This is a genomic window from Streptomyces sp. NPDC085944 (genome assembly GCF_040686295.1).
In the GTDB taxonomy this organism is placed as follows: domain Bacteria; phylum Actinomycetota; class Actinomycetes; order Streptomycetales; family Streptomycetaceae; genus Streptomyces; species Streptomyces salinarius.
The window spans coordinates 18,322-43,640 of the sequence record NZ_JBFBJX010000027.1 but is presented as its reverse complement, the minus strand read 5'-3'; the positions used below and the strand labels follow the sequence as shown (position 1 = coordinate 43,640).

Below are 25,319 nucleotides of genomic sequence, written 5' to 3'. Positions count from 1 at the left end.
GGACCATGGCAAGGTGGGACCCGGGCGCGGAGCAGCGCCTGAAGCGGTCGGCTCTGGAGCTGTACCTGGAGCGCGGCTACGACGACGTGACCGTGACCGACATCGCCGAGCGGGCCGGGCTCACCCGGCGCTCCTACTTCCGTTACTTCCCGGACAAGCGGGAGGTCCTGTTCGGCGGCTCGGAACTCCTGCCCCCGGCGCTCGCGGAGGCCGTCCTGGCGGCGGAACCCGATGCGGCTCCGCTCACCGCCGTCCTCGATGCGATGTCCCGTGTCGGCACCGAACTGGTGGCGCAGGTACACGACTCGGCGGAGCGGCGGACGGTCATCGACGCCAGCCCCGAGTTGCAGGAGCGTGAACGGACCAAGGCGGCCGCGATCACCCGGGCGGTCCGCGACGCCCTCGTCCAGCGGGGGGTGGAGACCGACACGGCCGAACTCGTCGCACAGGTCGCCACGGTGGCCTTCGACATCGCCTTCCGACGCTGGATCGACGCCGGGGGACGCATCGGTTTCGACAGCTGCCTGGACATGGTGACCGATCGGCTGCGGGCCGCCCTCGCCGGGACGTGAGCCACTCCGGATCAGCCCAGCAGGCAGGTGAGTTCGTCCGCGCGACGGTGGTCCTTCGGCCGCACGAGAGCACGGGAGGTCCAGACGCTGTTGGCGGTCTGCAGCACGGGGAAGGGGCACCGTGGCCAGAGCCCGTCGCAGGCGGGCCGCGTCCGCCCGTCCACGGGCCACCGCCGCGTGAAGTCCCCCGTGACCGCGACGGTGTTCGCCCATCAACGACAGCTCGGCCAGGACACCGAACCCAGTGATCAAGTCCGAGGCACCGTTCGGTGCCGGATGCTGAAGATCAAGCTAGTGCAGATAGTCGCTCGCCCGGGTGCCGAGGACGTTCAAGAGAGCCAGCGTCTGTGCGCCGGGGGATCCCGGCGGGGCGCTGTAGAGGACGAGATGCTGGTCGCGGTCGGTGAGGGTGAGGGTGTCGCAGTCGACGGTGACGTCGCCGACGACGGGGTGGTGGAAGGTCTTGGTGAGCGTCGGTACGGGCTGTACGTCGTGGCGGTCCCAGAGCCGGGCGAAGTCGGCGCTGGTGTCTCGGAGTTCGTCGACGAGGCCGGTGACTGCGGGATCGGTGGGGTAGCGGGCGAGGGCGGTGTGGAGCTGCATGACGACGTTCGCCCGGAAGTCGGCGGCGTCGGAGATTCCGTAGAGCGTCTCATCGGTGTATTGCGGTCCGGGGAAGGCCCGGCGCGCGAGGTTGCGCTCGTAGGGGGTGAGCGGGGCGAAGTCCTCCGTGAGGGCGGCCGCGAGATCGTTCCAGGCAAGGACCTCGCAGGCGGCGGACATCACAAAACCAGCTGTCTGCGGCATTCGGTCGAGGAGCGCGAGGATGCTGGGGCGGACGTCGCGCCGGTGCAGTGCGGTGCAGTTCGGCGCGGTGCCGGCGAGTACGTGGAGGTGGCCGGACTCCGCGTCAGTGAGCCGCAGGGCGTCGGCGATCGCTGCCAGGACGTCGCCCGAGGGGCGCGGCGCCCTGCCCTGTTCGAGGCGGATGTAGTACTCGGTGGAGATGTGCGCGAGGACGGCCACTTCCTCGCGGCGCAGACCTGGGGTGCGGCGTCGCGGGCCGGCGGGGAGGCCTACGTCGTGCGGGCGGAGCCGTTCGCGGCGGCTGCGGAGGAATGCCCCGAGTTCCTGTTTGTCCATAGGGCCAGTGTGCGTGCCGCCCGGCGACGGATCGTAGTACTGGTTGTGCCTGTATCCGGTCGGCGGCCGGCCGGACGCTGTTGCCATGCCGAACAACACGAACACCCCTGAGATCGCTCCCGTCGGCCTGCTCACCGGCAAGGTCGTCTTCATCACCGGCGCCAGCCGTGGCATCGGGGCGGCCGCGGCCCGGCTCTTCGCCTCCGAGGGCGCCGCCGTCGTGCTCGCCGCCCGCAGCACCGACGCCCTGGAGACCCTCGTGAAGGAGATCCGCGCCGACGGCGGTACCGCCGACGCCGTCACCCTGGACCTCGCCGACGGCGCGAGCATCCGCGCCGCCGTCGCCCAGGTCGAAGAGCTGCACGGACGGCTGGACGGCGCCTTCAACAACGGCGCGGTCCCCCAGCAGCAGTTCGGGCCGGTCCACACCACCAGCGACGAGGACATCGACGAGCAGTTCGCCGTGAACTTCCGCGCGCACTGGACCGCCATGAACGCCGAGGCCGCTCTCATGCGGCAGGGCGGCGGCGGGGCGATCGTCAACACCTCCAGCATCGGCAGCCGCCGCGCGAACCCGGCCCTGCCCGCCTACGGCGCCATGAAGCGCGCGCTCAACAGCCTCACCGAGACCGCCGCGGTGAACTGGGCCGGTGACCGTATACGGGTCAACGCCATCACCCCCGGCGGCACCTCCACCGAGATGATCGACACCTGGGAGGCGGCGACCCCCGGCATCGTCGAGCAGATGACCAAGTCGATACCGCTCGGCCGGATGGCGGAGCCCCGGCAGATCGCCGAGGCGGCAGCATGGCTGCTCAGCGACCGCGCCTCGTACGTGACCGGCGCGAGCCTGCCGGTCGACGGCGGCGCCGGCGCCTGACCAGGACAGCCCGACGCCACCCGCCGAGGCCCACCCGCACGGCCCCGAGCCGTCACTCCACAAGGACCGCCCGGCAACCTCAGTACGCGCTGCGCCACACGGACCTGCGCCCCAGCCCCCGGGCCGGGCACTGCAGGACGGCAGCTGTACGCCCCTCAGTGGCGAACCTGGTCTACGGCTGGGTCTCGACGGACCAGCATCGACCGCCCGGCAGACCCTCACCCTGGACCAGATACGCATCCGGCCGCCCGCCTCGACGAACTGACCACGGAAGGCGCGGACGACATCGTCCAACTCGCCCCCGACCAGGACGCCGCCGCGGCCGCGCTCGCCGAAGCCGCCGCAGAGGCCGACGTGGTCCTCGACCATGTATGGGGACCGCCCACCGAACTCGCCATGCGTGCCGTCCTTGAGGCGCGTACTCAGCACACCCGCCTGCACGACTGGGTGCAGATCGGCGGCATGGGCGGAGACACCATCACGCTGTCCGGACACGCCATGCGCTCCAACGCATCGCGCGTCCTGGGCAGCGGCATCGGAGCGGTCTCCATGAACGTCTTGCAGCGGGAGTCCACCGAGCTCGTCGCCGCGATCGCCGAGGCATGGCCGTACGCCCGCACCCCTTCCCGCTCGACCAGGTCGAGGCAGCCTGGGCCCACCGGGACGCATCCGGCGAACGCACCGTCATCATCCTGTAACACAGCGGTATGAGCCGCGTGCCTCCGGCGCGGGCGGCCCGCCGATGGCCTCCTGTCGGCCTTGGACACCCGCCCCCGACAGGGTGCCTTCGAGCACGTCCCGGAGTTGTGACCGGGCGGTGATGCCCAGCTTGGGAAACACACGGTAGAGGTGAGAGCCGACGGTGCGCGGCGAGAGGAACAGCTTCTCGCCGATCTCACGATTCGTCAGTCCTCGGGCTGCCAGCCGCACGATCCGCTGCTGCTGGGGGCTGAGTTCGGCGAAGGCACTGGGCACGACGCTGCTGGCTTCGATGCCGGCGGCGCGCAGCTCTGTCTGTGCCCGCTCGATCCACGGCCGCGCTCCCAGCCGCTGGAAGGTTGCGAGGGCGGCGCTCAGCAGCGGGCGGGCCTCGGTGATGCGGCGCTGCCGCCGGAGCCACTCCCCGTAGTCAAGTCGTGTCTGCGCCCGTTCGAACGGCCACTGCTCACCTGTGGCGTCCGCGAGCGCCGCCTGGAAGTACGGCTCCGCGAGCTCGGCATCCGCCAACAGGGCGCGGCCCCGGGCGATCAGCGCGGCTACCCGCGCCGACGTGCCCGTCCCCAGGCGTCGCGCCGACCGCTCCAGCAACTCCGTGACGTCCCCCCGCCGCCCTCGGCGGACGGCCGCCGCGGCGAGTTCGGCCAGGACGGTGTAGGAGACGTGGTAGTGGACCGGATCGCCGTCGTCGGTGAAGGCGGAGCGGAACTGCGTGTACGCGGTGTCGTAGTCGCCCTCGGCCACGGCCGCCATCCCCAGAGCCCGACGTGCGAAGACCGCGACGGAGCGGCTCTCCAGCGGATCGACGAGGGCCAGCGCCTGCTCGGCGAGCCGGCGTGCGGCGGCCGTGTCACCGAGCAGGCTGAGCACCGTGGAGTCGAGTGCGCGAGCACACGCCTCGGCGTGGTGAAGTCCGGCCGACGATGCCATGGCGGCGATGTCGGCCGCCACCGACCGGGCCTCGGCCCACCGGCCCTGCTCCACATAGGTCCAGCCAGCAGCGCACCCCAGTCCGTCCGGGAGCGGTCCATGGGCCCGCCACCGATCGAACGCCTCGTCGAAGGTCCTGGCGGCCAGCGGGGTCTGGTCGAGGAGCCAGGAGACGATGGCGAGCATGGTCAGGCGCTTGGCGTCGTCCTTGGCCTCGGCGATGAGCCCGGGCAGCAGCGGCCCCAGGGATGCTCCCGCGCCGCTGGGGTCGGAGACGGCCAGCACCCAGGCGTGCATCGCTGCCCTGGCGTCATCGTCGGGCAGGTGGGAGAGCAGGCCCTGGATCTCCCGCTGCTGGAACTCCTCACCCGAGTAGTAGCGGACCACGGCCGCCGCGGCGAGCGCGTCCAGTACGCGAGGCGACCGGGCCGCCGCCGCCTCGCGGGCGACGCGCAGGAGCATGGTGAAGGCCGCCGTGTGGTGCTTGCCCATGGCCATGAGCTGCCCGGAGGCCAGCGAGGCCTCGCCTGTCAGTGCCGGGTCGACGGTGGACTCGCGGACCTCTGCGGCAAGGCGTTCCACCCAGCCGAGCTGACCGGTGAAGACAGCTGCGGCGGCGGCTTCCGTCAGGAGTCGCGCCCGGTCCTCGCCGCGTGGGCTCAGTTCCGCGGCGCGCTCCAGAGCTGCGGCTGCGGCCGCATAGCCACCCCGACGCCGGGCTCGGTCGGCCGTCTGTTGCAGAGCGGCCGACACCTCCTGATCGGGGCGCAGGGTTGCGGCGGCGAGATGCCAGGCTCGGCGGTCGGGCTCCTCACGCAGCAGCTCCACGAGATCGAGGTGTGCCCGGCGGCGTTCCTCGAAGGACGCGGCATGGTAGACGGCCGAGCGGATGAGCGGGTTGCGGAAGACCACCCTGGGTCCCTCCTGGCGTACGAGACCGGCCTGCTCCGCGGGCACCAACGCCTTGTCATCCGCCTCGGGGAGTCCCATGGAGGCCGCCGGCGCATCCGTCGCACCGGCGGCAGCGAGCAGCAGCAGGGTGCGGCGGGTCGGTTCCGGCAGGTCGGCCGCGTGCTCCGCGAAAATCCGCTTCAGCCGGTCGGTGAGCGGCAGTGGGCCCTCAATGCTGCTGCCCTCGAGTTGCCGGACCGCGGCGACGCGGGCGAGTTCCGCCAGAGCCAGCGGGTTGCCGACCGCCTCCTCAAGAATCCGCACGCGTATGCGGCCGCTGGGCGGCGTCGGTTGCTGGTCGAGCAGTCTGTTCGCCGCCTCGATGCTCAGTGGGCCGATCTCGAGGCGCTCGTATCCCCTGTCGAACCCGGGCAGCGCAGCTGCGGTGCGGACTCCCACCAGCAGCGTGACGGGTTCGCTGTCCATGCGTCGCGCCACGAAGGAGAGAACGTCCAGTGTTCCGCGGTCGATCCACTGGGCGTCGTCGACCACCACCAGCAGCGGGTCCGTTTCCGCCAGATCCGACAGCAAGGTCAGGACCGCCAATCCGACGAGCATGGCGTCGGGCGTCTCGGCACGGTCGTCGAGCCCCAGAACGGCTCGGAGCGCGGAGCGCTGCCGCGACGGCAGGCTCTCCGTTACGCCGAGCACCGGACGAAGCAGCTGATAGAGACCGGCGAACCCGAGGTGCGTCTCGGATTCGCTGCCCACCGTCCGCAGCACTCTGCGGCCCGAGCTTCGCGCGCGGTCCACCGCGAGGTCGAGCAGCATGCTTTTTCCGGCACCAGGCTCGCCCGTGATGATCAACACGTCACTGTGGGACCGGTCGGCGCCAACACGCCGGATGATTTCCGCGGTCTCGGTTTCTCGGCTCACCACCGCCGGAGCGGAATCCCGCGTCGAGCGCTGATCCCCACGATCCCTTCCATTGTTTCGCACGGATGCTCCAGGGAATTGAGAATTTCCCAGATATTAGCGCGCCCGAATCGCGACAGTGCCCGCAGCTACGGTGTCACCGGACTCGGGCCTTGTTGAGTCAAGCAAAACACAGGCATGACCCGAGATATTCCGCCGTCGCCCGTCGGTTCGCCACAGACCGGCCGCCCGGCCCGTCCGGACGGGCTCCCGGCCGGGGCATCGAGGTCGCCGCGGGGAGAACCGGCAGGCGCACGCCCACTCCGCCCGCAGGCGAGCGGCACCGATGCAGTCATGTGACGCATACCGCAGCCGGGTGACCGGATCCAGAATCGTGATGCGCGCACGGTCGTGCCTTGCCCGGGTCTGCGGGGCAGACACGACCGGCGCCGACGGTGGCGCGCTTCTGCGCAGGGGACCACCGAAGCCGCACATCTTCGGCAGGAAAGGTCGTTCTCATGGTCACCGATGGCTTGTGGCTGGTGGGACTCGGGGTCCGCACGCCTTGCGGTCGGCTGGCACGCCACTTCTACGTGGTCGATGGCGCAGCCGATGCGGAGCACGCGCGCGAGGCAGCCTTTGCGAGAGCCCGTGTCATCCCGTCGAAGGACTGGGCGATGACGAATTCGGCTGCACTGGCGACCGCGCCGATGAGGGAGTCGAGACAGACGCCCTGCCACCGGGTGTCGAATTTCGTCCATCGTGTGACGCAGTGGTTGTCGACAACGGGCTGCTCCTGCGGCAGGGCGAGGATGTCCTCCCAGGTCCAGCTGTGGCTCTCGCCGGTCTCGCTGGTGACGGTGAAGGACCAGTTGTCCGTGGGCACCTGTGGGGTCCGCCCCGCCGACAGTACGGGAAAGGACTCGGTGGGGTACTGGCCCGGCGGCAGCCGCTCGAGGATGCTGCGGTTGCCGCGGCCGTGGAACCCGGGCGACAGACTGGCCATCGCCGTCTCCTCCTTCTCCGCGGGGCCTGGGGTGATGCAGCTGCCCCTTGGGGGGACGGGCATGCCGCCCCATCAAGCTGTCGTGGCTGGGCTCATCGACCAGGAGCCTGGTGGGCTCAGCTGTCGTGCAGTGCGGTGCGCAGGGCGTCGACGGCGAGCTTGCGGGCGACGTTCGCGGCGCGGGTGTCGCGCAGGCTGTCCAGGAGCAGGAAGTCGTGGACCATTCCCGCGACGCGGACGGCAGTGACGTCGACGCCGGCTTCGCGGAGCTTGTTGGCGTACTTCTCGCCCTCGTCGCGCAGGACGTCGGCCTCGTCGGTGATGACCAGGGTGGTGGGCAGGCCCTTGAGCTGGTCCAGGCTGGACTGCAGCGGCGAGGCGTAGTGCTGCTTCCGCTCGGCGGGGTCGCTGGTGTACGCGTCCCAGAACCACTTCATGCCGTCCCGGGTGAGGTAGTAGCCCTCGGCGAACTGCTGGTAGGACGGGGTGTCGAAGTCGGCGTCGGTGACCGGGTAGAGCAGGACCTGGGCCTTCAGGTCGAGGCCGTCCTCACGCTCCTTGTTCATCAGTGCGAAAACCGCGGACATGCATCCGCCGACCGACTCGCCGGTCACCGCCACCCGGGAGGTGTCCATGCCGTGGTCGGCACCGTTCTTGCGCACCCACTGGCCCACGGCGTAGTTCTGCTCGATCTGCGTGGGGTACTTCGCCTCCGGTGCCCGGTCGTACACCGGAAAGACTCCGACCGCGTTCGCTCCGACCACCAGTTCGCGGAAGAGACGGTCATGTGTCTTGTCGTCACCGAAGACCCAGCCCGCCCCGTGGATGTAGACGACCACGGGCAGGGCCCCCGTGGCGCCCTTGGCGCGGATGACCCGGGTACGCACCGTGCCCCACTCGCCCGCGTCGACGTCGACCCATTCCTCGTCGACCTCGGGCCGTTCCACGCCCTCGCCACTCTGCAGACCGGCAAGAATGTCACGGCCCTGCTCCGGCGGGACCTCGTAGATCCGCGGGTGCGGGTCCGTCGCCTCGGCCAGCTCCTTGGCCGCAGGCTCGAGGAAGGGGGTGACGGGCGGGGGAAGCTGCGTCATGCGGACTCCAGTGTGTGTGGGCGCCTCACATCGAGGCGCGGACCCCGAGCTCCGCACTCCATGTTCGCCGGGGCAGGCGGAGACGCAAGTCGACCAAGGCAAACGCCATCGAGCACCGATCCCTAGGCACTCGCGGCTCCCCCGGCCGGCTGAGCCCCGCCCGGCCGACCTGGTAAGGCCGCTCTACGTCCACCGCTTGCACGTTGCGGCTCTGATCCGCCCACACAAGCCCCGCTCACGAAGCTGTGGTGCGGGACCCGCATCGGGGGGTGTGTCCCGCGTCCCCGGCCGCGCCTGCCTGCGAAGGGTGCAGAAGGTGCGAGGTACAGGGGGAGATCGAGGGCATTCCGGAGCCGAGACAGCCGACCCCGGGTACCTGGCCGGGGTCGGCGGCTATTGCCTGTCCGTCCGTCTCTTGGTCATGTCTTCTGGTCATTCTGCAGGCCGGAATGCGCGGCTCGTGGCTGGTCTGGCCGGGAGGGATCGGTCCGGTCAGTGTTCGCTGTTGCCGTATCCGTCGTCCCCGCGGCCGTAGCCGTTGTCATTCGTGGGGTGAGGGGAGGGCGAGGGGATGCGCCGTGTTCCTTGTTGGTGAGGGTGCGGGTGACTGCGTCTCCTGCTTACCTCACTCACCCAGGCGTCCCTCTACTGGTTCACCGGCACGATCTCCACCTCCTTCCGCCCGTACTACGAGTACGCGCACCGGCTGACCCGGCGTGCACGGCGGGTGGAGGTGCCCACCGCCCCGCCCTGTTTCCCGCCGATCTCTCCCAACCACCACGGAGCTGGGCCGAGCGCACCTACCACCTCACTCGCTACACGCACATGCCCCGCGCTGGGCGCTTCGCCGCCCACGAGGAACCCGCCCTGCTCGCCGAGGACATCACGGCGTTCTTCCGCGACCTCCGTTCATCCCACCCGCAGAACGGCGGCGACACGCGTCCGACCGGCTTCGGACAGCGGCGCCTGCTGTGTGCGGCGCAGTCGTTGGAGACGGCCCGCTTCACAGCGGCCCCGCACGCCGACGTCCCCCTCGCCGGGGCCTCGGGAGGGTTTACGGCCGGGCAGGACACGAGGCCGCTGTGTGACCATCCGGCGATTCACTCGTTTGAGTCCGCAGCAGGAGCAGCTTTCGCGTCCGTGAAGGGCATCGCCACATGTCGCTCAGTCGGTACCGCAGCCCGGTCGCCGTGTCCCGCATCCGTGTCCAGCGAACGGAAGCAGTGCTGGTGGAGCAGTACGGCTCCCTCGTGCGCCTCGCCTACTTGGTGCTGCCGGCCACGATCGGCAGGCATCGCCGCCTCCTGATGGCTCACACACTGGTGCAGCGGTCCCTTGCGAAAGTACCCAGGGCGGCGTGGCGGAGGTCGAGGATCCCCGCTCCGCGTGAAGCGGCTGAAGGGGCGACCGACTGCCTCCGGGACGAGCTGCGCGTCGTGGTGCTGCGCGGCGCGCTCGACGTCGCGGGGGGCCGGGGAGGGCGGCTGCGCCGGTGTACGGCACTCCTGGGGTCGCCCTTGCCGATCGTCGTCGGACTGCGTCTCCTGCCTCTGTCGGGCGGCCCCGAGGATCCGACGACGGGACGGCACCTGGCACAGGAGCCGCCCACCAGCCGGGCCGCGTTCGTCCTGCGCTACCTGGACGGGCTGCCGGAAGACACCGTGGTTGGGGTGCTGCGGGCCGCTTCGGCCCGGAACCCGGCCGAAGCACTGCGCCGGGCGGCGCGACTGCGGGACGACGTGGGCGCGACAGTGGCGGGCGACGGTGTTCCGGCACGCCCCGGTGAGTGGGACGCCTGCACGGTGCGGGCCCAGCCGACGGACCTGTTGCACCGCAGGCTCCGGACGCGGCTGGCCGGTGCGGCCCTGCTCGCCGGTCTGGCCGCGGTGACCGCATGCATCGTCGTGGACACCGTCTCGGCGCGGCCCGAGCCCGTGCGGCAGCAGACGTCCGTATCCGCCCTGCAGCACGTGCGCCGAACGCCGCCCGGGGCATGGGCGGACACATCTCGTGTCGACTTCACCGCCTGGCCCGCCCGAGGCGAACGGAGAAGCGATGACGCACTGGTGGAGCGGGCGGTGGCGGCCTGGGCACGCCCGACGGGTTCCCTGGCGCGCGTGGCCACCGCACCCGGAACGGCGGGCGATCCACTGTCCGGTTCCCCCCAACTGCTGTACGCGGGGGAAGTGGAGGGGCGGGCCGTGGTCGTTCTGTACGACGGACGCCGTCTGGCCCGGTACACGGAGCCGAGCCGCCAGGGGCGAGGAGCTGCGGCCCTGTCGCTGGCTCGGGTCGACGACGCGGACGTCACCACCGCGGCGGCCATCACCGTGTCGAGGAGCGGAGCATCCGCACGGTACCTGCTCGCTCCGTGGATCGCGGAAGCGGGAAGCCGGGACCTGCTGCGTCCCGACGAAGCCGCACGCACCGTCAACGTCTCCGCGGACGGCTTGACCGAACGCGTGCCCGGAGTTCCGGCGGGTTCCTCCTGCGACCGACGGCCGGTGCTCCAACTGCGCTCCTCGCCGAGCATCGTGGAGGACCACTCCTTCCTTCTCGCCGATCTCGGTGGCCTTTCCCCCACGCACCTCACCTACACTCCCCTGCCCGGCTCTCACACGGCCGCGGCACGCCAGCCCAGAGAGGCGACCGGCAGCGCTGCCCTCACCGCCTGGTCGCGGACGGCCTGTGGTCTCGGTGACCGAGACCGGAGCGCGATCCGCGCGGTGAACCTCTGGGACTTCGCCGAGCAGCGCCTTCCGGAGGGCAGCGGGTCGGCCGTGTGGTCGTGTTCACGTTCCGTCACCTGGCGCGGAGGCAGCGACGTGGCCGTGGTTCTGCGCACGCGGCACGGGGGCGCCACCTTGCTCGCGGCTCGGGAATCCGACTCGGCGGCGTGCAGCCGATTCGGGCAACACGTCGTCGCCCAGGCCCATTGGCGCTCACCCCGAGGGGACTGGTACATCCTGGCTGCCGGCAGCCGTGCCGTGAGGGGACTGGACATCACGGGCGACGTGACGGCCGGAACCGACGGCCGGACGCTGGCGGAGCCGGCCCCGCGGACGGCCGAGACCTGGGTGTCCGGTCGCCTCGCGTCCGGCGACACGCTGCCGGCCCTCCCTCCGCCACCAGCCCACCCGGACCGGTCATGATAGGGCGAAGGATCGACGGGGGCCCACGGACGTGGCGACGTTGGCCCGGCATGTTGGTGCGTGCTGCGGCGACCGACCGCACGACGTCGCCCGTCAGGTGAGTACCCCGAGGGCGAGCGCCACGGCGATGGTCAGGACGGAGGCCGGGAGCATCACCGCCCGCAGACGGTTCAGTGGGTTCCCGACTCCGCAGGCATCTGTGCAGCCCTCTTCGACGTTCTCTTTCACGCGGCGCAGGTTCCCGTCCTGCGCCCGCGGAACCAGGCTTGACCGATCCGTGGTCGTACCGCTGCTCCGTCGTGACGTCCCGACCGAGGGGGAGGCGCGCCGTGCCGTGCAGGCTCGGTTGTGGATGGGGTCCGCCCCTGGCCGGGGGAGCCCGTTCGGCATGGGCCAGGGGCGGTGAGGGGCACGGGGAGCACCCTCGATCACGCTTCCTTGCGACCCCTGCTGGGGGATGCAGGCACAGCTCCTTTAACCCGTGTGAGTGACAACTCCTGCTCCCCGTCCTGGACGCTCGTACCGCCCGCGCCTGCCGCTGGGCTTTGTCCGTCGGTCCCCGCCAGGGGCGGGGGTACAGGGCATGTTGCGCTCGTACGGGGGCATGCGCATCGGAAGACAGTCAACCGACCGGGTGGCTGTGCCGTCCCGTGTGCAGAGGTGTCGCGATGACGCATGCCCTGGTGCTGAAGACATTCCCCGCCGGTTCGCCCCGCGGCTCCTGGCCCGCCGAGGAGTTCGCGGCCCGCCTGCGCGAGCACGGTCGGGGCGCCGAGGTCGTCATGGATCTCACCGCGGATGCCTTCCTCGTCGTCGAGGCCTCTCCCCGCGCCCGCTCGGACACCTCCGGGCACGAGGCACCGGCCCTGGGGGCCGTGGCCTGACGCGCAGCCGCCAGCGCCTTTCGGATGCTCGGGCACCAGGGTGGCGTCCGTGAAGCACACACGCTCCGGACCGGCATCCGACCGGCCGCTTGCGTCCGACGGGCCACCTCGTCCGGACCGGGCCGGTGGCGTGGAGCAGCCGTCGCGCGTCGGTCCGGGACATAATGCCGAGGTGCGCAGGAGAAGGCAGTCGTCTCCGCGAGCGTCCGAGCCTCCGGCACTCTTGTGCGCCAGAGGTCCGGTCCAAGAGGCGCTCGCATCCAGCGAGGACGCGCACGGAGTCCCACGTCGGCGTACGGACAGATGCGGACGTCCTCCGTGCGGCCGCACCGCCATCCGCTGCCAGCCGAACCTGCGGCCGGCCGCAGTCAGCGTATGACAGCGAAGAGGAACGTGTGAACGATCGCAGTCGAGAGGCGTCCGAGGCTCAGTCGCCGTGGTGGCGTCAGCTGCATCAGCTCTGGCTCGCGGCCGTGCGCGCACACGACGTCACGACGCTCGCCGCGCTCATCTACTCCGCTTTGTCCGAGACACCCGGGGCCGTCGCGGTCGTCGGCGCGCGGTGGCAGGCGCACGAGGTGAACTACCTGCGCCGGTTGAGCAGGGGGTCCCGGGAGGCGGTCACCTGGTACCCGACGGCAGCCGACTGGCCCGGGGGGTCGGTGCCGCCTCCCGTCCTGGCCGCCGACGAGCGGCCCCGGGCACGCCGACGCGCCGTGGCGCATGTTCCACCGCTCGTGGCCCCCTCCCTGGGTGAGGCCGGTGCGGTCGCCGTCGTGGAGTGCGTCTTCCCTCTGGGGCCCGATGACACGGCGGGGCTCTGGGTGGGCCTGGACCGGGTACGGCCCGACGAGGAGGAACGGTTCCTCTGCGACCAGTTGGTGCAGGTCGCGGACGTCCTCATGGCGAGCAGCCGGCGCATCCGCGAGGAGATGCGCCATGAGCGGCGCCAGGCGCGCGACGCCTTCCTCGCCGAGGCCTCGCTCCAGATGGACGAGAGCCTGGAGGTGGAGGAGACACTGCGCCGGGTGGCGCGTCTGGCGGTGCCCGCGGTGGCCGAGGGCTGTGTGGTGCACCTCTTCAGACAGGACGGTGGGCTGAGATCCGTTGCCACCGCACATGTGGCGGCCGACGCGCAGACATGGCTCGGTGAGGTGGCCGCGCACGACGCGTGGTTCGCCACGGAACTGCAGAAGGTCGCCGTGCGCTCCCGTGGACAGGTGCTGGCGGGCGATGACCTCAGGGGCGGACCCTTCGGGCCGGACGCCGTGGGTGAGGGGACGGCGATCCGCGCGGTCAGCGTCAGTCCGCTGCGAGCCCGGGGCCGGGCCCTGGGCACACTGACCTTCCTCTACCACCGCGACGACACGAGTCTGGCGGATCTGCCGACCCTCACGGACCTGGCCGGCCGGGCCGCGCTCGCCATCGACACGGCCACTCTCTACGCGCAACGTCGGCAGCATGTCGAAACCCTGCAGCACCAGTTGCTCCCCCGTGCGCTGCCCGAGCCACCCGGAGTGGTGCTGAGCGCCGCCTACGAGGTCGGCGACCCCAGTCTGGACGTCGGAGGGGACTTCTACGACGCGGTGGTCGCCGACGGGCGCATCTCGCTGTTCATCGGCGACGTCTGCGGCCGCGGGGCCGAGGCAGCGGCGTACACCGCGCTGGCCCGGCACACTCTGCGGACGCTGCTGTTGGACGGCATGTCGCCGGGCAGGGCCCTGGCACGGTTGAACACGGCGCTGGTCGAGGAGGGCGCCACACGCTTCGTCACCGCCCTGGTGACAACCCTCGTTCCGGGTGCGCGGGGAGGCTGGGACGCCGAGATCGCCGGAGCCGGACACCCGTGGCCACTGGTCAGACGCACCGATGGAGTCGTGGACGAGCTACCGGCCCACGGCCTCCTGCTGGGTGTCGTGCCGGGAGCCGTGTACGTGCCGCACCACGTCCGACTCAACGACGGCGAGGACCTGGTGCTGTTCACCGACGGCCTCACGGAGGCAAGAGCATCGGACGGCACCTGTTTCGAGGATCTCTTGCCCGACTCCGTGCGCGAGCTCGGGCCGGTGGACGAGCAGTCGGCACGGCGGCTCGTCAGGGCCGCTTCGGACTTCCGCGAGATGGGCGACGACGACACCGCAGTACTGATCGCTCACCTGAAAGGACGATCGTGACCCAGGCACACGCACCGAGGAGGAGGCTGGACAACAGCTGGGTCCTGGTGGTGGAGGATTCCCAGGAGGACGCCGAGGCGATCGAACGCGCCCTCGCCAGCAGCCATCCCCAGCTCCGTCTGGAGTTCCTCGACCGGGGCGACGGCTTGGTGGACCGCCTGCTGGGCGAGGACCCGATGCCCGGAATCCTGCTGTTGGACCTGAACATGCCCGGCCTGGGCGGTCACGCCGTGCTCCAGGCAGTGCGCGCACGTCCGGAGTTGGCGGAGGTCACCGTGGTGGTGTTCACCTCCTCGACCGCTCCTTCGGAGGTCGACGCCGCCTATGCGGCCGGAGCGGACAGCTACATCTACAAGCCGCTCAACTTCCACCTGTTCAAGACTGTCCTCAAGGGGGCGCTCGACTACTGGCTGGGCACCAAGGGTCAGCCGCCCGCGCCCGGCGGCTCCGCGCCCAGCGTGAAGTAGAAGGCCGAGCCCTCCCCCGGCGTGCTGGTCAGCCAGAGCCGGCCTCCGTGGCGTTCGACGATCCGCTTGACCACCGCCAGCCCGACGCCCGTGCCACCGCCGCGCTCCTGCGGACCGTGCAGTCGGCGAAAGAGAGCGAAGACCTCCGCCTGCCTGTCATACGGGATGCCGATGCCGTTGTCGCGAACGACCACGGCCGGCGTGACCCGCGCCTCCCCGGGGGGCGTGGCGTCCTCCACCCCCACCTCCACCATGCGGTCGGGCCGGTCGGCCGCGTACTTCGCGGCGTTGACCAGCAGGTTGAGCAGAACTTCGAAGAGCCGGTCCGGATCAGCGTGGATCCGCGGAAGACGCCCCGGCCGTACGAGGCGCACTCCTTCTTCCTCGAGACGGGCTCCGGCCACCTCAAGGACCGCGTCCAAGACGTCGTCGAGGGCGACATCCTCCCGGCGGAGTCCGGCACGACCCATCCGCGCGTAGTGGAGCATTGAGTTCAGCAGGTCGTCCATGCGGGCGGCGAGCCGGCGCGTCGTCTCCAGGCGCCGCACACTCGTGCCGTCGAGACTCTCCCCGGCGTCCTCCAGGGTGAAGGTGGCGGCGTTGGCGATGCCGCGCAGCGGCTCCTTGAGGTCGTGGGCTGCCGCATGCGCGAAGGAGTCGAGGTCCAGGTTGGTCATCCGCAACTCATCGTTGAGCTGGTCCAACTCGTCGGCGTGGCGCAGCACGAGTTCGGTGAGCAGGCCGCCCATACCCCTCGCAGCCGCGTGTTCGCGGGCACTCCAGGGCAGGCTGCGGCCCCGGATCATGGAGCGGTAGGCGGCGCCCGAACCTCGCGGCGTCAATCGCTCGCCCTGCGGCCCGACGAGGACGGGGTGAGCGGGATCCGCGGCCCATTCGCGTGGCGTCGGACGCTCCTGCCGGACCCAAGCCAGGTAGTCACCGCCGTGTCCGATGGGCAGGAGCAGGACGCCTGCAGGACAGCTGTCGCAGGCCGGGGCGGTGCCCGCCTCGGCGAGCAGTTCCGGCAGCCGGTCGGTGGCCCACAGCCCGTCGGGCATCGCGCGGACGGCGTAGGGGGCCAGTGCCCGCACTACGTCCTCCGGCACGCGCAGGCCTCCGGAGGACACCCGGCCTGCGCGCACCAGCAGCACGCCGTCGGCGTCGACCAGCTTGCGGATCGCGGCCTCGTGCCGCAGCAGCGAGGCGTCGACATCCTCTTCGAGCAGTCCGGCAATCACGGCCACGTCCTGGCTTGAGCGTTCCAGGGCATCGGCGCGCTCCCGTTCCGCGATGGCCGCCAGTTGCATGGAGAACGCGGTGCCGAACAGTTCGCATGCCGACCGCACCTCCGGTGCCAGACCACGTGGCTCGGCGCCGTGGCAGGCGATCAGGCCCCAGAGGCGTCCCTCACGCAGCAGGGACACGGACATGGAGGAGCGCACCCCGATGTTGCGCAGGTATTCCAGGTGGAAGCCGGACACCGTGCGCAGTGCGGCACCGGACAGATCGAGGGGGGCGCCTGTGGCCAGACGGTCCGCGGGACGCAGCCGAGCCGTAGGATCGTCGACGTCCCGGATGACGCGGATCCAGTTCTCCTCGTACAGGCGCCGGGCCTGGGGCGGGATGTCGGTGGCGGGGAACCACAGGCCGAGCCAGGGCTCCCAGCCTTCGCGCACGTCCTCGGCTACCACTTCGCCGGGACCGTCGGTGCCCTCGAAACGGTAGACGACGACCCGATCGTAACCGGTCAGCCGCCGTACCTCGCCGACCGCGGCACGGCAACAGTCGATCACCGTTTCGGCGGAGCGCAGGCGGCGCAGAGCCCGGCGGATCTCCTGGTAGAAGGCGGCGAACTGGTGGACGGCGGACTCGTCGCGCGGCTCGAACTCCAGGATCACCAGACCTTCGCGGCGGTGGACCGAGAGATCGAAGCCAGCCCGGTGACCGGCGGTGCCGGCCAGAACGGGGAGCGTCACCGCGTTGGGGTCCCCCTCTTCCAGCACCGCCAGCACCTCCGCCCAGTCGGCGTCCGCCAGTACGGTGGTGACGTGACTGCCGACAAGGTCGTCGGCCGCCAGAAAGGTGCCGGTGTTGTCGGCGGCAGTGTCCACGAGCCCGCTCTCCGGATCCACTGCAAGCAGGGTGCCGTGCGACTGGACGCCACCGAGGTGGTGAATCCTCTCCCGTACGCACTCCGAGAGGTCGAACGCCGTACCGGCCGAGGCCTCGGCCGACCTGACCCGCTCCGACATCCACTCGTCCGTCATGGTTCGATCATGCCTCACCGCCGCGCCCACCGGGCCGGCTGCGGCACGTCGGTGCCGGGTGAGGACAGCCGGACGTACCGAACATGCGCGCCTACGCGGATGGCACCCGCGGCTGCCCCGGGCCGCTCCGCACCGTGCACGACCACCGGCACCACACGTCACACCACCCTTCCGGAAGGCCGACTGCTCAGATCAGCTGCCCTCTTACCGACTCCTTGCCTCCGACGGGGGCGGCCTGTAAAGCGATGGCGACGAGGTCGTCGCCCAGAGTGGGCGCCCATCGAGCAACGTCCTCCTCGATGAAGGTGACAAGACGGGTGGGGGAAACCGGCCCGGCGCTGTCGGCGCAGTGGTCCTGGATGCGTTCGCGCAGCGGATAGAACGTACCGGAGCTGTCGCGCGCCTCGGTAACCCCGTCGGAGTAGGCGATCAGGATGTCACCGGGGTCCAGGGTGTGCGTCGCGGTGTGCGGGGGCGAGGTCAGCAGGTCGCTCATGCCCAGCGGCAGGCTGTGGTCGCTCTCCACGACGGTCGCCGTGCCGCGCCGGATGATGAGCAGCGGCTGATGCCCCCGGTCCAGCACTCGTACGGCGCGCGCGTCGGCGTAGAATTCGAGCAGGACGGCCGTGACGAAGACCTCGTCCGCGGGCCCGGCGGCCTTCCCGGGCGTGTGGACCGGCCGGCCGTTGCCCACCGGCTCCGGCGCAGGGCTGTCGCGGTCCAGTTGCAGGGCCACGTCGATCCGCTCGGCCACCTGACTCAGCGACGGATGGATCAGCGCCGCCTCCTGGAACGAGGAGATCACCGTGGCCACCGTCTGCGTCGCTGTGATGCCCTTGCCCTTGACGTCCCCGACGATCACCCGGATGCCGAACGGTGTGGGGCGGACACTGTAGAGGTCCCCTCCGATGAGCGCCTCGTTGTCCGCTGCCCGGTAGAAGCCGGCCAGGAGCAACGGGCCGATCCGGGCGGGCAGCGGGCGCAGCAGGGCCAGTTGCACGGCCTCGGCGACCGCCTGGACGTGCCGGAAACGGTTCTCGGTCCGTCGGCGCACCACACACAGCGAAGCGGACAGCACAGTGACGGTGACCAGGACGGTCAGGGCCACGATGGTCATGGGACCGATGTGGTCCTCGACCGACTCGGTGACCACCAGCAGCACGCATCCGGCGGCGCCGATGGCGAGGACACCCGACGGCGGGTACGTGAAGAGGGCCAGGACCACCGAGGCCGCCAGCAGCGAGCCGAAGAAGTAGCGCGACGGCGTCGCCTGGTCGAGCACCATGGTCGCGACGACGAGTGCGGGCGGGACCCAACGGAGCCACCGGGGCGGCCAGGGGTGCTGCTCGTCCCGCTGTCTGTGCTCCGCCGCAGCCCGCCCCGCACCCACACTGCCACCCCGCTTCTGACGAGCTCCCGGTCCAAGGCTTCGGTGAGCATCATGCACGAGTGGGCACGACCTGCGCGGCACCAACCCACCGCGCGGCGGCTCTCCGCGGAGCGCGGGGCGTGCCTGACGCTCGAGGGCCGTCGGGGGGGGGCCGGACAGTTTCGGCCGGAACTCCAGGCCCCCCGTTTCGGAGAAGTCACCCGGATGCCGAGCCGGTGGACGGTCGAACGGACCTGCGGCCGACTGATGCTCCCCCGCCGTCTCACCGGCGAGAACGCCCGCTCCGGGCGGGGCCCGGCACCACGGAACGGTAACCGGCTTCCGGTTGCGACAGCCGGGGCCCTTTGCGGCGCCTCTTCCTATGTGTGCCGCAGCAATCTAGCCGGAAGAGACGTTGCAAGAACCGGCCGGGTTGCTCCGTCGGGCCACCCGGACCGGGTCGCCGGTACCCCGAACGTGGCACGACGACGTACGCACGGGGCATGCGCGGCACTCCGCGCCTGTTCAGAGGACGCATGTCACCCAGGCGCTGTTTCTCGGATCTTCCGACGTGAGCGATGTGTCCGGGGTCAGGCCGGTTTCGGGCGCAGGTACACACGTCGAGGTCGAACCAGTGGGCGATGTCCGGCTGCAGCTCCGTGATGGCGCGTATTCTCGCCCCCCCCCCAGTCGTGCCTGGTCGGACCGCGGTCGTCGCCATCGCTCCGGAAGGTGGCGACGACGCCATAGAAGTCGAGGGCGATCACTCGGGCGCCGGTCCAGGTCGCTTGCGCCCAAGGCCCGCGTTCCAGCACCGAGTGCCGCTGCTGCGGACCTTGGGCCTGCACCGAGCCGGATGAGAGGCGCCGCCCAGCTACCAGCCGGCCTTCACCGCGTTGTAGGCCGTACGACAGTCGGCGTTGGTGGCATCCGCGGCCAGCTTCTCCATGGAGTCGCGCCAGACCGTCTTGGCCACCCTCTCCATCTCCCCGGTCTCGGCCGGGACATTGGGGGCGTACTTCTTGATCGTCGACAGTGCGGACCTGGCGAACTTGTTGCACACGGGTCCGGCGGCGTTCCGGTAGCGGCTGTCCAGGTCGGTCGCGACCGCCTGGCCATTCCGGGTGGCCCAGCTGTTCCAGGCCGCGCACGCCACCTCGGTGAACACTGCCTGGTCGGCCTCGCTCAGCCCCAACACCTGGGCGGTCATGGCTTTCTTGACCTTGTCCGGGACCGTGAAGTCCACGACGGGGAACTTGTCGAGTGTTTCGAGCAGCGCTTCCTGACACGCGGGCGGCAGCGGAGCGGCCTGTGCGGTGGCGGGGACGGCCGGCGTGGAGACGCAGACCAGCGCCGCGGTGAGGACGGCGCGGCGGGCGGTACGCGAGACAGACATGGGGCGGTGCTCCTTGCACTGGTGAACGGGTCGTTCCGGGCACCGGTCCAGCGCCCGACGGCTACAGAACGATCACCGCCTGCCGAGGTCACGGGCGTATCGGCGGGACAGGGCGCCCACGGAGTCGACGGCCGTCGTGCGACGGACGGAGTCCCCCGAGCGGCCCCGGGACAGCCGGGCGGTCAGGCGGGTCCCACCCTTTCCGGCGTCGGGCCGGACTCCGCCGGGGGCCGGTGAGTGCCGGGGCCCTCGGTCGCTCCAGCGCCGCGGTTCGCCGGAAGCGATGGCTTCCTGTGCCGCACGAGCGCGTTTCGGGTACGTCGGCGGAAGACCAGGAATCCCGCCGCCGACGCGCCGGTGAGCCAGAGGCACTGGGTCAGGAGCGCCCGGCCGCCCGACGCGTCGGAGAAGGCGGCGGACATGCTGGCCTGGACCGCCCCGTACGTCGGCAGGAAGCGCACGACGGCACTGTCGGAGCCGGAGCTGGAGAGGGGGTTCTGCAGGGCGACGTCGAGGACGCTGATCATCAGGATGGCGAACATCCCTTCGACCTCGCGCCGGAGTACCGACCCGAAGACCACGCCGAGCGCGCCGTAGGTGAGGGCGGCGCCGAACAGCGCGGCGGTGAGCAGCAGGGGCTGTCGCGGCGTCCAGGCGAACCCGGCCACGGCGGTGGCGTACACGGAGATCGCGACGCAGACCAGCGTGAGCGCGGACAGTTTGGCGAGGACGAGGTGGTACCGGGGGTAGCCCGCCATCGCCAGCCGGCGGTCGAAGGCTCCCCCGGTGAACGTGGCCGCGAACATCATGAACCCCGCGATGAGGGTGACCGCGTTCAGCGCGCCGGTGATCTGAGTGAGGTGGTTGCCGGGCGGGGAGAGCACCTCGCCGGTCGCCCGGAGCCGGAAGGGGGCGGGCCGATCGGGAATGGTCACATAGGCGAGGGCGATCCACACCGGGATGTACACGACCACCAGCAGCATCGCGAACCGGTTGCGGGCGTGTCCGATCAGCGCGTACCGCGACGCCGTGACGAACAGGGACAGGTGCCGCCTCACGCCGCGGCCTCCGCAGGCCGGTCCTGAACGTGCAGGCGCCCGCCCTCCAGGCGCCAGAGCAGGTCCAGCCGGTCGATGTCGTACGCGAGGTGCGAGACGACCAGCACCGAACGCCCGGCGTCGCGCAGCCTGGTCGCCAGTTCCCAAAAGCGCAGGTAGGTCTCCCAGTCGAAGCCCTGGTAGGGCTCGTCCAGGAGGAGTACGTCCGGGTCGTGCATGAGCGCCAGGGTCAGGTTGAGCTTCTGCCGCGAGCCGCCGCTGAGCCGGCCCGCGCGCTGGTCGAGGTACTCGGTGAAGGCCAGTGTCTCCATCACTTCCTCGGCCCGTTCGAGCCCGGTGAGCCCGAACGCGCTCCGGAAGAAGTCGAGATGCTGGCGGACGGTGAAGGAGTCGTCCAGCACCACGGTCTGCGGACAGTAGCCGAACCTGCCGCTGTGGTGCACGGCCCCCCGGTCCGGACGGAGTTCACCGGAAAGGATCTTCAGCAGGGTCGTCTTGCCCGCACCGTTCTCGCCGACGATCCCGGCCAGGGTGCCGGGCTTCAACCGGAGGCCGACCCCACGCAGGACGGCGTGCTGCCGGTAGGAGTGGTGCACATCGTGGACGTCCATCGCTTCCCTCCGTCGTACCTGCCCCGCGGACCGCGAAACCGGTCCGCGCGTGCCCAACGAGTCGGCCGGGCGGGGGAAACGGCAACCGGGAGAGCGGCGGCCCCCCTACCGGTGTCAACCTGACGCCCGCACGTCACGCGTGCGGCGGGAAGCCTGGCCGAAACCGCCTCGGTCGCAGTGGCGGCGGTTACCGTGACCGGGCTCCCGGAGGGTCGTACCCATCTGATGTGAAAGGCCGGTCAGCCATGCGGAGAACGTGCGTGATCGGAGCCGGCCCGTCCGGCCTGGCCGCGAGCAGAGTCCTCGCCTCGCGCGGCATCCCGTTCGACTGCTTGGAGGCCGGCTCGGGCATCGGCGGGCTCTGGCGCTACGGCAACGACAACGGCATGTCGGGGGTGTACGCGTCGCTGCACGCGAACATCTCCAAGGAGAGCATGTCCTTTTCCTCACTGCCGATGCCGGAGCACTACCCGGTCTTCCCGCACCACACCCAGGTCCTCGCCTACCTGGAGAGCTACGCGGAGATCTTCGGACTGCACGGTCACATCGGGCTGCGTACGGAGGTCACTTCCGTACGTCCTGCGGAGGGCGGCGGCTGGGAAGTCGCCCGCCGGAGCCGAGGAGCTGCGGAGGCGGTGACCGATCGGTACACCGAGGTGCTGGTGGCCAACGGGCACCATTGGGACCCGCGTCTTCCGGACCCCGCTGTGCCCGGGGCCGGGCTGTTCGAGGGCTCCGCCGTCCACGCGCACGCCTACCGCTCCCCCGAGCCGTACGCCGGGCAGCGGGTGCTCGTCGTCGGGATGGGCAACTCCGGGTGCGAGATCGCGGCGGAGATCTCCCGTTCGGCGGCGCGGACGTTCCTCTCCGCCCGCACCGTGGCGCACGTGTTCCCGAAGATGCTGCTCGGGCGGCCCGCGGACCACTGGGCGGTGAGCAGGGCGGCCGCTCTGCCCCGCTTCCTCAAAAACCCGGCGATGGCACTCCTGCTGCGGCTGGCCCGTGGGGCCCCCGCGCTGTACGGGCTCCCCGAACCGGTGCGGCGGCCTCTCGCCGCCCACCCCTCCACGTCGGACGAACTCCTCGTCCAGCTGGCCCGGGGCGCGGTCACCGCGAAGCCCGGCATCCGCTCCTTCGGCAGGGACTCGGCGTCTTTCACGGACGGCAGCCGCGAGACCGTGGACGCCGTGGTGTACGCCACCGGGTACTCGCTGTCCTTCCCCTTCCTGGACCCCGCCGTCTTCGCCGCACCGGACGGCCGCACCGAGCTGTATCTGCGCACGGTGCCGCCCCGGCTTCCCGGGCTCTTCTTCATGGGGCTGGCACAACCGGCGGGAGCGGCGTTCCCGTTGCTCGAACCGCAGGCCGAATGGATCGCCGACCTGATCGAAGGGGAGGTCCTTCTGCCCACGCCCGCGGAGATGATCCGGTCGATCGCCCGTGCGCGGGAACGGCACGACAAGGTCTACGCGCCGACCTACCGGCACGGGATCGAGATCGACATCCGCGCCTACCGTCGCGCCCTTCGACGGGAGCTCCGGGCGGGCAGGCGCCGAGCGCTCCGGGCTGCCGCTCGCCGCCCCGACGCGCCTTCTCCCGCTCCGGTCTCCGACGCAGTGTGACCAGCCCTCCCATGGCAGTACGGGGGCGGGGCCGGCCACGTGCGGGCACGGGGCAGCAGGCCCGTGCCCGCGCCCGCACACCCGCTCATCATCGCCGCACGCTCTCCTCCAGCTCTCGCACGGCCTGTTCCCACAGCTCCGGCAGCAGCTCGCCCAGCGGCAGGGCGCGGTCCGCGACGAAGGAGACCTCCGCCCAGTCGCCGAAGAACGACAGCCCCACTCCGCAGAGGTGTCCCGGCACGAGGAGCGGCAGCAGCGCCGTCCCCGTCACCCGGGTCTTCCCCAGGCCCCCTTTTTCGGCGAGCGGCATGGACGTGGCCATGACGTTGGTGACACGAGGGGACAGCATCCTGCGCAGGTACCACGCGGTGGGACGGTCCGGCATGTAGCGGACCAGGTCCTGAACGGCCTGTCGCCAGGTGTCGCCCCTCAGCTTCCGGGTCACTGCCATGATCTGGTCGAGCCGTCGCAGCGGCGCCTCCTCGTCCGGAGAGCCGTCCGGGCGGCCCGGGGTGGGGCCAACCGGCAGGTCGACCGGAAGGGCGAAGCAGCGGTTGCCCCAGGCCTGCTCCTCCTCGGCCCGCCGCGCGTCGACGGGCAGCACGGCCGTCACCCGGGGCAGTGGCACGCCGGAGCGGGCCGCCCACACCGACAACGCCCCGGCCAGCGCGGCGAGATGCACGTCGTGGGCCGAGCCACCGCGTCCGGCGCCGATCTGCCGCAGGGTGTCCACGGGGACGCGCCCCCGCCACAGCCGCCGCTCACCGGTAGGGGCGAAGGCCGGGTCCGGTCGGTGACCGCGCACGGCGAAGGTGCGCGCCAGGAACCTCGTGGCCAGCGCGGCGGCCGCGCCGAACCGCCGGGGCACGCCGACCACGCCGCTCCCGCCCGGCAGTGGACGCGCTGATGGCTCCCCGTCGCCCAGCATCGCGCGGAACGTCGTGGCGGCGGCCGAGCCGTCCTGGCAGGCGTGGAGGAAGCGGTAGCAGAGGGCGTAGGCGTCGGGTTCGTGGCCGTGGATCAGCCAGACCCCCCAGTAGGCGCCGGGCGCGAACGGGGCGTTGAGGGCGCTGTGCAGGGCGGCGTCCCAGTCGGCGGGCCCGTCGGCCACCACCTCGTGCACATGCCGGTCGACGGGGAAGTCCTCGGACGGCTGCCACCCGGGCCGCCTGCCCCCCGTCACCCGGCTGGTGAGCAGCGGCAGTTCACCGAGCCGGAACGCCACGTACGCACGGAGATCGGCCAGGCTCGGGGGCGGGCCGCTGAGATACGCGACGCCGCCCGCGTCCCAGCGGACCTCGGGGCGGCGGCGCTCCAGGTCGAGGAACGCGCGGTCGACCGCGTGGGTGGGATGACGGGGCGGGGGGACGGAACGCTTCGACCGGCCGGACCCCGTAGAGGGGTCCGCGGACGCGGTGGGCGGGGCGGACACGGTGGACTGCTCGGAATCGGGCATGCGGGTGCGGGCTCCCGTTCGGGCCGAGGCGGTCGCGACGACCACCGGTGGTGGGACAGCGGTACGGCAGCGCGCGAAGTGCGGGGACTCCGGCGGCCGGGCGCCCCATCCATACGAGCCGGTCGCGCTGCCGGGACCGGCGGCTCACCAGGATGACCCGCGACCGGGACAGCGTCGGCCGGCTGCGGCGGCCCGTCCCGGCTCCGCGGGCGGGTACCCGACGGTTCCGCGACGGTCGCCGCCCACCCGCTCTCCGCGCCTCGCGCCCTCGTTTTCCCGTGCCGCGGCGGGGCCCCGATGCCCGGCGAGCGCGGCCGTGTCCCGGGGCGCGGCCCGCGAGGGTGTCATCCTGGGGTACCGCGACGAGTTCCCTCGAAAGAGGGACCGGACCGAGCGGCGTGCGCCGGCGCCACCCGTGGTCGAGCAACATCCTCCGTTCGGGTGGCCAGGGCGGATCAATGGGTGTGTTCCGCCCGCCGTCTGCCATTGTGTGCAAGGCGCCGGAGATCACCGGGGTTCGAAGGCCTGGCGAGCCCCGTCCGGGACGGGCGTCGGGAGAGCCGGGGGCGCCGGCAGCACGGATCGGCGGGACGATCCGGACCGTGCGCGGCGCGACCGCCGACGACGTCCCGCGCAGCGGGACGGTCGACGCCGTGCCGCTCGTATCCGCTTCCGGTCCGCCGCACCGCCGGTGCTCCGCCTCCGCAGGCCCCGC

General features: G+C 71.4%; 18 protein-coding genes. 7 read left to right on the top strand and 11 right to left on the bottom strand.

All coding sequences use genetic code 11. The features are described from left to right. Positions 1–5: 5 nt before the first annotated feature. The gene (locus AB0P07_RS34060) at positions 6–572 is read left to right on the top strand and encodes a helix-turn-helix domain-containing protein (RefSeq protein ID WP_365557638.1); all 567 of its coding nucleotides are present in this window, start codon (positions 6–8) and stop codon (positions 570–572) included. A 291-nt stretch (positions 573–863) separates the two neighbouring features. Here the strand turns inward: AB0P07_RS34060 and AB0P07_RS34055 are convergent, their stop codons facing one another. Continuing rightward, positions 864–1,715, bottom strand: a complete 852-nt coding sequence (locus AB0P07_RS34055) for a helix-turn-helix transcriptional regulator (RefSeq protein WP_365557636.1) — start codon at positions 1,713–1,715, stop codon at positions 864–866. An 85-nt stretch (positions 1,716–1,800) separates the two neighbouring features. On the opposite strand from AB0P07_RS34055, the gene AB0P07_RS34050 reads away from it, so the two are divergent. Continuing rightward, positions 1,801–2,595 carry an SDR family oxidoreductase gene (locus AB0P07_RS34050; RefSeq protein WP_365557633.1) on the top strand — a complete coding sequence of 265 codons (795 nt, stop codon included), beginning with the start codon at positions 1,801–1,803 and terminating at the stop codon, positions 2,593–2,595. A 687-nt stretch (positions 2,596–3,282) separates the two neighbouring features. Here the strand turns inward: AB0P07_RS34050 and AB0P07_RS34045 are convergent. The 3 genes from AB0P07_RS34045 to AB0P07_RS34035 all read right to left on the bottom strand — a co-directional run bounded on the left by AB0P07_RS34045 (position 3,283) and on the right by AB0P07_RS34035 (position 8,148). Beyond that, positions 3,283–6,069, bottom strand: a complete 2,787-nt coding sequence (locus tag AB0P07_RS34045) for an AAA family ATPase (RefSeq protein WP_365557630.1) — start codon at positions 6,067–6,069, stop codon at positions 3,283–3,285. 568 nt (positions 6,070–6,637) lie between these two features. Then, the gene (locus AB0P07_RS34040) at positions 6,638–7,054 is read right to left on the bottom strand and encodes a molybdopterin-dependent oxidoreductase (RefSeq protein WP_365557627.1); all 417 of its coding nucleotides are present in this window, start codon (positions 7,052–7,054) and stop codon (positions 6,638–6,640) included. A gap of 116 nt (positions 7,055–7,170) precedes the next feature. Continuing rightward, entirely contained in the window at positions 7,171–8,148 is a 978-nt protein-coding gene (locus AB0P07_RS34035) for an alpha/beta hydrolase (protein WP_365557624.1), read from the bottom strand. 1,157 nt (positions 8,149–9,305) lie between these two features. Here AB0P07_RS34035 and AB0P07_RS34030 point away from each other — a divergent pair. Next, on the top strand, positions 9,306–11,300 hold the full coding sequence (locus AB0P07_RS34030) for a hypothetical protein (RefSeq protein ID WP_365557621.1): 1,995 nt from the start codon (positions 9,306–9,308) through the stop codon (positions 11,298–11,300). Positions 11,301–11,393: 93 nt separating this feature from the next. Here the strand turns inward: AB0P07_RS34030 and AB0P07_RS34025 are convergent, their stop codons facing one another. Then, entirely contained in the window at positions 11,394–11,528 is a 135-nt protein-coding gene (locus AB0P07_RS34025) for a hypothetical protein (protein WP_365557619.1), read from the bottom strand. Positions 11,529–11,968: 440 nt separating this feature from the next. On the opposite strand from AB0P07_RS34025, the gene AB0P07_RS34020 reads away from it, so the two are divergent. The 3 genes from AB0P07_RS34020 (at position 11,969) to AB0P07_RS34010 (ending at position 14,825) form a co-directional block, all read left to right on the top strand. Next, complete coding sequence (locus AB0P07_RS34020) at positions 11,969–12,184, top strand: hypothetical protein (protein ID WP_365557617.1); 216 nt, start codon at positions 11,969–11,971, stop codon at positions 12,182–12,184. Between the two features lie 395 nt (positions 12,185–12,579). Further along, positions 12,580–14,358 (top strand): GAF domain-containing SpoIIE family protein phosphatase, encoded by a 1,779-nt coding sequence (locus AB0P07_RS34015; RefSeq protein ID WP_365557615.1) that lies wholly within the window; start codon positions 12,580–12,582, stop codon positions 14,356–14,358. Continuing rightward, positions 14,355–14,825 (top strand): response regulator, encoded by a 471-nt coding sequence (locus AB0P07_RS34010; protein ID WP_365557612.1) that lies wholly within the window; start codon positions 14,355–14,357, stop codon positions 14,823–14,825. Before AB0P07_RS34015 ends, AB0P07_RS34010 begins: the two co-directional genes overlap by 4 nt. On the opposite strand, the gene AB0P07_RS34005 is transcribed toward AB0P07_RS34010, so the two are convergent. From AB0P07_RS34005 to AB0P07_RS33985, 5 genes are all read right to left on the bottom strand, one after another. Then, entirely contained in the window at positions 14,783–17,092 is a 2,310-nt protein-coding gene (locus tag AB0P07_RS34005; protein WP_365557610.1) for an ATP-binding protein, read from the bottom strand. The two genes, AB0P07_RS34010 and AB0P07_RS34005, sit on opposite strands and share 43 nt — an antisense overlap. A 187-nt stretch (positions 17,093–17,279) precedes the next feature. Next, complete coding sequence (locus AB0P07_RS34000; RefSeq protein ID WP_365557607.1) at positions 17,280–18,377, bottom strand: PP2C family protein-serine/threonine phosphatase; 1,098 nt, start codon at positions 18,375–18,377, stop codon at positions 17,280–17,282. Between the two features lie 958 nt (positions 18,378–19,335). After that, on the bottom strand, positions 19,336–19,857 hold the full coding sequence (locus AB0P07_RS33995) for a hypothetical protein (RefSeq protein ID WP_365557605.1): 522 nt from the start codon (positions 19,855–19,857) through the stop codon (positions 19,336–19,338). 182 nt (positions 19,858–20,039) lie between these two features. After that, entirely contained in the window at positions 20,040–20,915 is an 876-nt protein-coding gene (locus AB0P07_RS33990; protein ID WP_365557602.1) for an ABC transporter permease, read from the bottom strand. After that, positions 20,912–21,526 (bottom strand): ABC transporter ATP-binding protein, encoded by a 615-nt coding sequence (locus tag AB0P07_RS33985; RefSeq protein ID WP_365557600.1) that lies wholly within the window; start codon positions 21,524–21,526, stop codon positions 20,912–20,914. Before AB0P07_RS33985 ends, AB0P07_RS33990 begins: the two co-directional genes overlap by 4 nt. 260 nt (positions 21,527–21,786) lie before the next feature. On the opposite strand from AB0P07_RS33985, the gene AB0P07_RS33980 reads away from it, so the two are divergent. After that, positions 21,787–23,148 (top strand): NAD(P)-binding domain-containing protein, encoded by a 1,362-nt coding sequence (locus AB0P07_RS33980; protein WP_365557597.1) that lies wholly within the window; start codon positions 21,787–21,789, stop codon positions 23,146–23,148. Positions 23,149–23,236: 88 nt separating this feature from the next. Here AB0P07_RS33980 and AB0P07_RS33975 read toward each other — a convergent pair whose 3' ends face one another. Next, a complete protein-coding gene (locus AB0P07_RS33975) occupies positions 23,237–24,580 on the bottom strand; it encodes a hypothetical protein (protein WP_365557695.1) in 1,344 nt (447 codons plus the stop codon). Positions 24,581–25,319 lie beyond the last annotated feature (739 nt).